This window comes from Alcaligenes sp. SDU_A2 (genome assembly GCF_038237375.1).
Lineage (GTDB): Bacteria > Pseudomonadota > Gammaproteobacteria > Burkholderiales > Burkholderiaceae_B > Alcaligenes.
In genome coordinates this window covers 3,644,355-3,652,774 of record NZ_CP151273.1, presented here as the reverse complement: position 1 = coordinate 3,652,774, position 8,420 = coordinate 3,644,355, and the positions used below count along the sequence as shown (strand labels likewise).

Genomic DNA, 8,420 nt, shown 5'->3' with positions numbered 1-8,420 from the left:
GCTCCCCGGCAGTGCCGGCGTTCCAATAGCGGCCCATGCGCTATCAGGCAATATAGTCCGCAATAGCGCCCCATGTGCTGGTCGGGTCATCCAATAAGCAGTACAGCCGGCAATACGTTGGCCCTTGTAGCACTACCCATGATGAGCACTCGGCCTATCTTCTGCCGGCTGTGATTGACATGCGTCAAGCCGGGACCCTTGCCGACTGATCGCGACGCGCCGGAATATGGCAGTCTGTCCAACGTCTGGATTTGATTTTGGAGTTGGCCATGATGGAGTCAGGAAAGGACGATCAGCAGGCTGCATCGCGAACGCCTGGTTCGGGGTTTGTCGTTCTGGAAGAGTCCAGGCGGCTTGCCCGCATACAGGCCCATCTTGCACATTTGCCACTGTTCAAGGAACTGCCCCGTAGCGAACTGGAGCCTATTGCACAAGGCACACGGGAAGTACATGCCTTGCGCGGAGACACCTTGTTTCGTTGCGGCGATCCATGCATGGGTTTTCATGTGGTGGTGTATGGCCGCGTCAAACTGGTGTTCGTGTCCTCGTCTGGTCTGGAGCGGGTGGTGCGGCTGGTGGGACCGGGCGAAGGGTTTGGCGAGGCTTTGATGTTTATGGAGCGCGACTATATTGTGACCGCCCAGGCGCTGGTCGATACATTGCTGCTGCATGTGGGTCGTGAAACGGTTTTCGAGCGGCTGGACCAAAGCCCGGGCATGGCCCGGCGAATGCTGGCCGGACTTAGCCAGCGCTTGCATCGCCTGATGGGCGAGCTGGAGTCCTATACGTTGCAAAACGGAGCGCAGCGTCTGGTGGCGTATTTATTGCAGGAATGGCCGGGCGAAGAAGGCCAGCCGTTCCGTATCGATGTTGGCAAATCTGTCATTGCTTCCCGGTTGAATCTGACGCCCGAACATCTATCGCGGACCTTGCGCGACTTGATGAACCGGGGCTTGATTCGTGTGCAACGTCGCAATTTTACGATTCTGGACAGCGAGGCTTTACGCCAATATCGGGGATAAAAGCGTTTCAGATGTAAGACAGGCACATGGATGCCACCCCGTTGGCTGTGGTACGTGTTTAGCCCGCAGAGTGCGTGTGTTCTATCAACGCTTGGCGGCATAGCCGATAGCGCTGCCAGGCTGTCCATAGATTCCAGGTAAGCACCATAAAAGCCGTCAGGAGCAAAGGGGCCGCTATCCAGGCTGCCGTCTCTATGCCCAACGCGGCCAGAGCGCACGCCATGATAGCTGCGCTATGCAATGCCCAGTGCAAACGAGCCGTGGCGGCCGGGATATAGTGTCCGGTTTTGGGAATCAGGCGTAGTAACCCACGGGTTCGTTCGGGATGCGCTAGGTCTACAGGCACGGCTTGTTGTGCTTCGCGCCATAGCAGAAAGGGCACAATGGTATAGAGCATGCCTGTTACCAGGGACCCGAGTGTGCCGACGATGATCAGTATTCCGATGCCCAGACTTGTGTCATGGCTTGCAGGCGAACGCGACCAGAGCAGTAAAGGGACGCAGACGATCAGGCTTGCCAACGCGCTGTACCAGAACAGGGTGACCGTATCGGCATTGGGGCGTTTGCGCCGCCACAATCTTGCCCAGCTGACGATGGCCCATAGGGCGAAGGCCAGAATGATTAAATACAGCAGCAGTTCGCGCAGTGGTAGCCACGGGCCGGGCAGGCTTTGCAGGGCGGCGCTGGCGACCAGCAAGCCTGTCAGCGTCCAGGGCAGCCAGCGTACCAGGCTGCGTGGATACAGCTCGGTTACCTGAAAAATAGGCAGCAGCTGAAAAGACATGGCTATGACCAGCAGTCCTGTCCAGCCCGCCAGTCCGAACAGCATATGGCTGTCGAGCAGATTGGGCGCGGGCTTGCCCAAGCCCAGAGCGGTCAGCATGGAGATGCCCGATAACAGAGTCAACGTCAGAAACAACAGTGCCAGGCGTATGGGGGCCAGGATTTCGCGCGCGCCTGCAAAGACGCGACGCCGCTGCGCCCAAAGCGCGTTGGCCATGCAAGCCAGGTAGCCGGTCAGGGCCGTGCCTAATAAGAGAGCCGCCAGCAGCCAGGCCCATGGCAGCCAGGCCATGAAGCCTATCATCAAGAGCAAGGTGCCCCCGGTCAGCAGCGCCCACAGTGTTCCGCCCGACAGGCGCGATAAGGTGGCGCGTATATTGCCGGCGACGGCCAGAATGTGCATCAGTGCGCCCAGCATGGCGCTGCCCAGTATGCCTAGCGTCCAGGCATGGGTCAGGGCCAGGGTGGCGGGATGCCAGCGGGAATCAAACAAATCGGGGCCGGCCCAGATGGCCAGAGCGCAGGACAGCAGGCCGAACAGCGGCACATTCAGGAAAAACGGCAGGGTCAGGGCCAGCGGTGGCGATTGATCGATGGACAGGGCGCGTTGCATGATTCAAGCCTTGTTGATGACGAGCTGGAAATGAGTGCCGCAGTCGGTGCAGCGGTGCCGGAAACCGTGCCGATCCAGAATGGCGTAGAGCGGAAACGGCTCGCGGTCGATCAGCATGGTCAGGCTTTGCTCGCGCTCCAGTCCAGCCAGCGCCTCCAGGCAGTGCTCCAGGGGTTCGGGAGCGGGCAGGCCGCGGACATCCAGTATGACTTCGGGGTGTGTCATGGCAAAGACTCGGACAATAGCGTGGGACCAAAGTGGGTATTGTTCACTACTCGGGCGGCGTGGTGGGGATTTTGCGCCGTGCAGAGCTTGTTGGCGATCAGCAGATGCGTAGAAATTGATATGTGTTAAGGAGAGGCCGGGCCGGACGGGGCATAGTGGTGGGCGTTGCACAGCCGGGACGAGTCTTGGCTGGATCTTTGTTCGGGAGTGTCATGAATACTATGCCTCGAAGTCCTGCCCAGGCTTGTCTGGAGCTGGTTTGCCCGGCCGGCAGCTTGCCGGCCCTGAAAGCGGCCATCGATCATGGCGCAGACAGTGTGTATCTGGGTTTCCGCGACGCCACCAACGCGCGCAATTTTGCCGGGCTCAATTTTGATGCACAGGCCATCGAGCAAGGCATACGCTATGCCCACGAGAGTGGGCGCAAGGTTTTGCTGGCGCTCAATACCTATCCGCAGCCGCAGGCTTGGCCATTGTGGCGGGATGCCGTTGACCGGGCGGCGGACTCGGGTGTGGATGCCGTCATTCTGGCCGATCCGGGGCTGATGGCCTATGCCAGCCAGCGTCATCCCGACCTGCGGCTGCACTTGTCTGTGCAAGGTTCGGCCACCAACCCGCAGGCGATTTCCTACTACCACGACCACTTCGGGATTCAGCGTGTGGTGTTGCCGCGCGTGCTTTCCATGTCGCAGGTCGAACAAGTATGCGAACAGGTCCCTGTCCAGGTGGAAGTGTTTGGATTCGGCAGCCTGTGCGTCATGGTGGAGGGGCGTTGCGCGTTGTCTTCGTATGCGACAGGCGAGTCGCCCAACACGCATGGCGTCTGTTCGCCGGCCCGACATGTGCGTTGGGAACAGACCGGCCAGGGCCTGGAGTCGCGTTTGAACGGTGTGCTGATCGATCGTTACCAGGATGGCGAAAATGCGGGTTATCCCACGCTGTGCAAGGGCCGCTTTGATGTGGCCGGCGAGAACTACTACGCATTGGAAGAGCCCACCAGCCTGAATACCCTGGAGCTGTTGCCGCAGTTGCTGGCGGCCGGGGTTTCTGCCATCAAGATCGAAGGACGCCAGCGCAGCCCGGCCTATGTGGCGCAAGTCACGAAAGTCTGGCGACAGGCTATCGATCTGGCCCATTCTCGCACGACACGTTACTCGGTTCATCCGGCCTGGATGGGCACTCTGGACAAGTTGGCCGAGGGCCAGCAGCACACATTGGGCGCGTATTCGCGTCCCTGGAAGTAAGCCAGCCACGGAGATAGGGACATGAAATTTTCTTTGGGACCCTTGCAATATTATTGGTCGCGTCTGGCGGTGATGCAGTTTTACGAGTCGGCCTGCGAATGGCCGGTCGATGCGGTTTATCTGGGGGAAACCGTTTGCTCCCGGCGGCACGAGTTGCGCCTGGAGGATTGGCTGGAGATTGCGCACATGTTGGCGCAGGCGGGCAAGACTCCAGTCTTGTCCACCCAGGTCTTGCTGGAGTCCGGACGCGACATGACGGTCTTGCGCAAAGTGTGCGAACACGATCGCTATCTGGTCGAGGCCAACGATATGGGTGCCGTGCGCCATATGCAGGGTCGGGACTTTGTGGCCGGTCCGTTTCTGAATCTGTACAACAGGCCTGCGCTGGAGTTGATTGCGTCGCAAGGCGCGGTGCGCTGGGTGATGCCACTGGAGATGGGACGTACAGGCTTGGCGCAGCTACAGCAGGACAGGCCGCAGGGACTACAGACCGAAGTGTTTGCCTTTGGTCGCATGCCGCTCGCTTTTTCGGCCCGCTGTTTTACGGCCCGCAATCGTAATCTGCCCAAAGACAACTGCCAATACGTATGCATGGACTACCCCGACGGTCTGCTGCTGGAAACCCGCGAAGGCCAAGGCTTTTTGACGATCAATGGCATACAGACGCAGTCGGCCTGGGTGTATACCTTGCTGCATCAGGTTCAGGATCTGCGCAGTTTGGGTGTGGATGTTTTGCGCTTTAGCCCGCAGTCCGCACATATGGGTGAGGTTTTGCGGCTGTTTGACGATGCCCTGCACGAACGCATGCCGATTCAGGCGGCTTATGAGCAGTTGCAGCAGTACTTGCCGGCCAAGGCCTGCAATGGTTTCTGGCATGGGCGGGCAGGGTTGGAGATGGTGATGCCGGCCGCGACGGCTGCCTGACTGCGATGTTGCATGTGGCTGTGGCCTGTGCCTGATCACGCCGTCTTGGCCTAGGTGTGCCGTGCGTATATTTTTGATGCCGATTTCTGGAGATCCGACGATGACTGCTTCAACTCCGCGCCTGCCTTTGCCCTTGGCCAGTGTGCTAGAACACTTACCGCGCTGGCCAGGGTCGCGTGTGCTGGCCAGTGCCCTGAATGTGGTCATGGCCCCTCATTTACCCGACGATGTCGGGCAGTGCCTGCAGGAGCGGCGCTTGCGTTTGCAGGTGATCGATGCGCGCTTGGAGTTTGACTACTCTTGGCGCAATGGAGCCTTTTATCCTTTGCGCAGTGGTGGACCGGCCCCGGATTTGACCCTGCGTGCCAATGCCTGGGATTTTTATCAGCTTTTGCAGCGCAAGGAAGACCCGGACACACTGTTCTTTAATCGGCGTTTGTTGATCGAGGGCGATACCGAGTTGGGCCTGATGGTCAAGAACACCTTGGACTCTCTGGACCCAAGCGTGTTGCAGGCGCGTATTGTGATTCCGCAGCTTTGGCAGGCCGTGCGACGCAGCTTGCTTGGGCAGCGCCCGGTGAACGCTGCTCGTCTGTAAATGGGTTTGTTCAGTCGCGGCGCAGTTCAAAGCGGGGGAACAGTTCCGCCAGTGCCTGGGTGACGTGTTCGCCGGGGTAGGCGTGCAGCGCCTGCCCGCTTTGATTCAGGACGCTATCCCGGCATCCCTGGGTACGAAACACTTGCAAGGCATACTGTCGCACGCCCTGGCGGTGCAGATAGTGCCCCAGTCGCAGTATGTCCTGGGGGCTGTGCAGTTGCGGGTGTATGGTGCTGCGGCATTCCAGCGAAACACCGGCATCCAGCAGGGCCTGCAAGCTGTCTTTGGCTGCGTTGCCGCTGTTGTGTACACGAGTGATTTTGTCGTAGTTCTGGAAGTCGGTCTTGATGTCCAGCCCTACCCAGTCCACCCAGGGCAAGATGTCGCGTAAACGGCGCGGGTGTGTTCCGCCTGTATGTAGTCCGATCTTGAATCCTAATTCGCGTACGGCGTGTATGGCCGCTTCCAAGGCTGGGTCCATCGTGGGTTCGCCGCCGCTAAATACCACGCTGTCCAGCATGCCGTCTCGTCGGCGCAGAAAATCCAGAATGGTCTGCCAGTCCAGCGGGCTGTGGGGGGGGCGTTCCTGTAGATGCGGGTTGTGGCAGTAGCCGCAGCGCCAGGGACAGCCTTGCACAAAAATGACGGCGGCCAGATGGCCTGGGTAGTCCGTGGCTGTGAAGGGAACCAGGCCGCCTATTTTTAGCGGTGCGCGTGCTGTGGCCTGTCTGTGTGAGCGGGTGTGCGTCATGCCAATCTTTCCGGCGGTGTGGCTGCGTAGCGTGGCCACGGGGAAGGCAGTCATCGCAGCGCGGGCCTGATTGGCCCATGCTGCGTCAGGTGAAAGAAAAGAGGGGTGATTCAGGCTGTCGGTATCGGGGCAGGCAGGTCCGCATTCGACTCCGTAAAATAGCGGCGTTCGTGAAATTCGCCCTGTTTGCCGATATTGAACGAGGACATAGGACGGTGATAGCCCATGACCCGCGTCCAGATTTCGCAAGGTTGGCGTTCGGCATCCGTCAGGACGAGGCTTGGGTCTGTCATAGAAAGCTCCAGTAAAAATCCGGATGACCGGAAAAAAAGAAAACGATCGGGGTTGCGTGTGTTGGTGGGATGCGTGGATGCACAGACGCGGGTTGCGGGCACAGCGGAACGGGTGCCTAGTGCCCGTGTTGGCAAGCGGCTTGCCTGCGTGCCAGGAGGTCTGCGTCGCAATGCGGGCAGAATGTGTGCTTGCCGGGCAGATAGCCGTGCTTGGGGCAGATGGAGAATGTGGGCGTGACGGTGATGTACGGTAGGGAAAAGCGGCTCAGGGCGCGCTGCACCAGGGTGCGGCAGGCGTTGGCGCTGGACAGCGGTTCGGTCATGTATAGATGCAGCACAGTGCCGCCGGTGTATCTTCGTTGTAGTTCGTCTTGGCGTTCCAGGGCCTCGAAGGGGTCGTCGGTAAAGCCCACTGGCAATTGCGAGGAGTTGGTGTAGTAGGGCATGTCCGGCGTTCCGGCTTGCAAAATGTCTGGCCAGCGGGCGCGGTCCTCCTTGGCAAAGCGGTAGGTGGTGCCTTCGGCGGGCGTGGCTTCCAGGTTGTACATATGGCCCGTGCTTTCCTGGAACTGCACCATCCGGGCGCGTACATGATCGAGCAATTGCAGTGCAAAATCGTGGCCCCAGGGGGTGGTCAGATCGTGCGCATTGTCTGTGAAGTTGCGGATCATCTCGTTGATGCCGTTCACACCCAGCGTAGAGAAGTGATTGCGTAAAGTGCCCAGGTAGCGCCGGGTGTAGGGAAACAAGCCCTGGTCCATGTGTTCCTGGATGACGCGGCGCTTGATTTCTAGGCTGTCGCGCCCCAGCTCCAGCAAGTGGTCCAGCCGCGCGAACAGCCCTGGCGCATCGCCGCGATGCAGATAGCCCAGCCGCGCGCAGTTGATGGTGACCACGCCCAGCGAACCGGTCTGCTCGGCTGAGCCGAACAGGCCGTTGCCGCGTTTGAGCAGTTCGCGCAGATCCAGTTGCAGGCGACAGCACATGGAACGGATCATATTGGGCTTGAGTTCGGAATTGATGAAGTTCTGGAAATAAGGCAGGCCGTATTTGGCCGTCATCTCGAACAGGCGCTGCGCGTTGGGGCTGTGCCAGTCGAAGTCGGCCGTGATGTTGTAGGTGGGAATGGGGAAGGTAAAAGCCCGCCCGCGCGCATCGCCCTGCGTCATGACTTCGATGTAGGCGCGGTTGATCATGTCCATTTCGCTTTGCAGATCGCCATAGCAAAAAGGCATTTCCTGGCCGCCGATCAGCGGCACTTGTGCGCGGAGATCCTCGGGGCAGATCCAGTCGAAGGTCAGATTGGTGAAGGGTGTTTGCGTGCCCCACCGTGATGGCACATTCAGGTTGTAGATCAGTTCCTGCATGCATTGCAGCACCTGGGTGTAGTTCATGGCATCTTTGCGCACAAAAGGAGCCATATAGGTGTCAAAAGAGCTGAAGGCCTGGGCCCCGGCCCATTCGTTTTGCAGGGTGCCCAGGAAGTTGACGATCTGACCCACGGCGCTGGACATATGGCGCGGCGGGGCGGACTCGATCTTTCCGGGCACGCCATTCAGGCCTTCGGTGAGCAGCATGCGCAGCGACCAGCCGGCACAGTAGCCCGAAAGCATATCCAGGTCGTGAATGTGCAGGTCGGCCTGGCGATGGGCCTGGCCTATGGTTTCGGGGTAGACGTGGCTGAGCCAGTAATTGGCGATCATCTTGCCCGATGTGTTCAAGATCAGACCGCCCAGCGAATAGCCCTGGTTGGCATTGGCATTGACGCGCCAGTCCTGGCGTTCCAGGTATTCGGTGACCGAGCGGATGATATCGATCTGCGGCACTGGTCTTTGCAGTGCATCGGGGGCTGCCCTGGTGTTCATGAATTTCTCTACATATAGTGGTTTATGTAATGCTAGGCACTATATGTAGTGTATTCAAGCAGGGTGCGGGACTTTCTTTGTTAGATTTGATCCAGATTAATT

General features: G+C 59.4%; 9 protein-coding genes. 4 read left to right on the top strand and 5 right to left on the bottom strand.

Annotated features, from left to right (window positions below):
* The first annotated feature begins 269 nt into the window (after positions 1-269).
* Entirely contained in the window at positions 270-1,022 is a 753-nt protein-coding gene (locus AADW57_RS16735; protein WP_445819157.1) for a Crp/Fnr family transcriptional regulator, read from the top strand.
* Between the two features lie 58 nt (positions 1,023-1,080).
* Here AADW57_RS16735 and AADW57_RS16730 read toward each other — a convergent pair whose 3' ends face one another.
* Both AADW57_RS16730 and AADW57_RS16725 read right to left on the bottom strand, forming a co-directional pair.
* Positions 1,081-2,418: a hypothetical protein gene (locus AADW57_RS16730; RefSeq protein ID WP_341668016.1), complete on the bottom strand. Its 1,338-nt coding sequence runs from the start codon at positions 2,416-2,418 to the stop codon at positions 1,081-1,083.
* Positions 2,419-2,421: 3 nt separating this feature from the next.
* Positions 2,422-2,643 (bottom strand): DUF2249 domain-containing protein, encoded by a 222-nt coding sequence (locus AADW57_RS16725; RefSeq protein ID WP_341668015.1) that lies wholly within the window; start codon positions 2,641-2,643, stop codon positions 2,422-2,424.
* A 212-nt stretch (positions 2,644-2,855) separates the two neighbouring features.
* On the opposite strand from AADW57_RS16725, the gene ubiU reads away from it, so the two are divergent.
* The 3 genes from ubiU (at position 2,856) to ubiT (ending at position 5,409) form a co-directional block, all read left to right on the top strand.
* Complete coding sequence (ubiU, locus tag AADW57_RS16720; protein WP_341668014.1) at positions 2,856-3,887, top strand: ubiquinone anaerobic biosynthesis protein UbiU; 1,032 nt, start codon at positions 2,856-2,858, stop codon at positions 3,885-3,887.
* Positions 3,888-3,908: 21 nt separating this feature from the next.
* Positions 3,909-4,811: a ubiquinone anaerobic biosynthesis protein UbiV gene (ubiV, locus tag AADW57_RS16715; protein WP_341668013.1), complete on the top strand. Its 903-nt coding sequence runs from the start codon at positions 3,909-3,911 to the stop codon at positions 4,809-4,811.
* A 100-nt stretch (positions 4,812-4,911) separates the two neighbouring features.
* The gene (ubiT, locus tag AADW57_RS16710) at positions 4,912-5,409 is read left to right on the top strand and encodes a ubiquinone anaerobic biosynthesis accessory factor UbiT (protein ID WP_341668012.1); all 498 of its coding nucleotides are present in this window, start codon (positions 4,912-4,914) and stop codon (positions 5,407-5,409) included.
* 10 nt (positions 5,410-5,419) lie between these two features.
* Here the strand turns inward: ubiT and AADW57_RS16705 are convergent, their stop codons facing one another.
* The 3 genes from AADW57_RS16705 to AADW57_RS16695 all read right to left on the bottom strand — a co-directional run bounded on the left by AADW57_RS16705 (position 5,420) and on the right by AADW57_RS16695 (position 8,318).
* Positions 5,420-6,160, bottom strand: a complete 741-nt coding sequence (locus AADW57_RS16705) for an anaerobic ribonucleoside-triphosphate reductase activating protein (protein ID WP_341669724.1) — start codon at positions 6,158-6,160, stop codon at positions 5,420-5,422.
* A 110-nt stretch (positions 6,161-6,270) separates the two neighbouring features.
* Positions 6,271-6,453, bottom strand: a complete 183-nt coding sequence (gene nrdD / locus AADW57_RS16700; RefSeq protein WP_341668011.1) for an anaerobic ribonucleoside-triphosphate reductase — start codon at positions 6,451-6,453, stop codon at positions 6,271-6,273.
* Positions 6,454-6,569: 116 nt separating this feature from the next.
* On the bottom strand, positions 6,570-8,318 hold the full coding sequence (locus tag AADW57_RS16695; protein ID WP_341668010.1) for a ribonucleoside triphosphate reductase: 1,749 nt from the start codon (positions 8,316-8,318) through the stop codon (positions 6,570-6,572).
* Positions 8,319-8,420: the final 102 nt, after the last annotated feature.

Bases quoted from the DNA above. Each gene is read 5' to 3' on its own strand.
- ubiV (WP_341668013.1), top strand. From the start codon at position 3,909: ATGAAATTTTCTTTGGGACCCTTGCAATATTATTGGTCGCGTCTGGCG.
- ubiT (WP_341668012.1), top strand. From the start codon at position 4,912: ATGACTGCTTCAACTCCGCGCCTGCCTTTGCCCTTGGCCAGTGTGCTA.
- AADW57_RS16735 (WP_445819157.1), top strand. From the start codon at position 270: ATGATGGAGTCAGGAAAGGACGATCAGCAGGCTGCATCGCGAACGCCT.
- ubiU (WP_341668014.1), top strand. From the start codon at position 2,856: ATGAATACTATGCCTCGAAGTCCTGCCCAGGCTTGTCTGGAGCTGGTT.
- AADW57_RS16725 (WP_341668015.1), bottom strand. From the start codon at position 2,643: ATGACACACCCCGAAGTCATACTGGATGTCCGCGGCCTGCCCGCTCCC.
- AADW57_RS16730 (WP_341668016.1), bottom strand. From the start codon at position 2,418: ATGCAACGCGCCCTGTCCATCGATCAATCGCCACCGCTGGCCCTGACC.
- nrdD (WP_341668011.1), bottom strand. From the start codon at position 6,453: ATGACAGACCCAAGCCTCGTCCTGACGGATGCCGAACGCCAACCTTGC.
- AADW57_RS16705 (WP_341669724.1), bottom strand. From the start codon at position 6,160: ATGACGCACACCCGCTCACACAGACAGGCCACAGCACGCGCACCGCTA.
- AADW57_RS16695 (WP_341668010.1), bottom strand. From the start codon at position 8,318: ATGAACACCAGGGCAGCCCCCGATGCACTGCAAAGACCAGTGCCGCAG.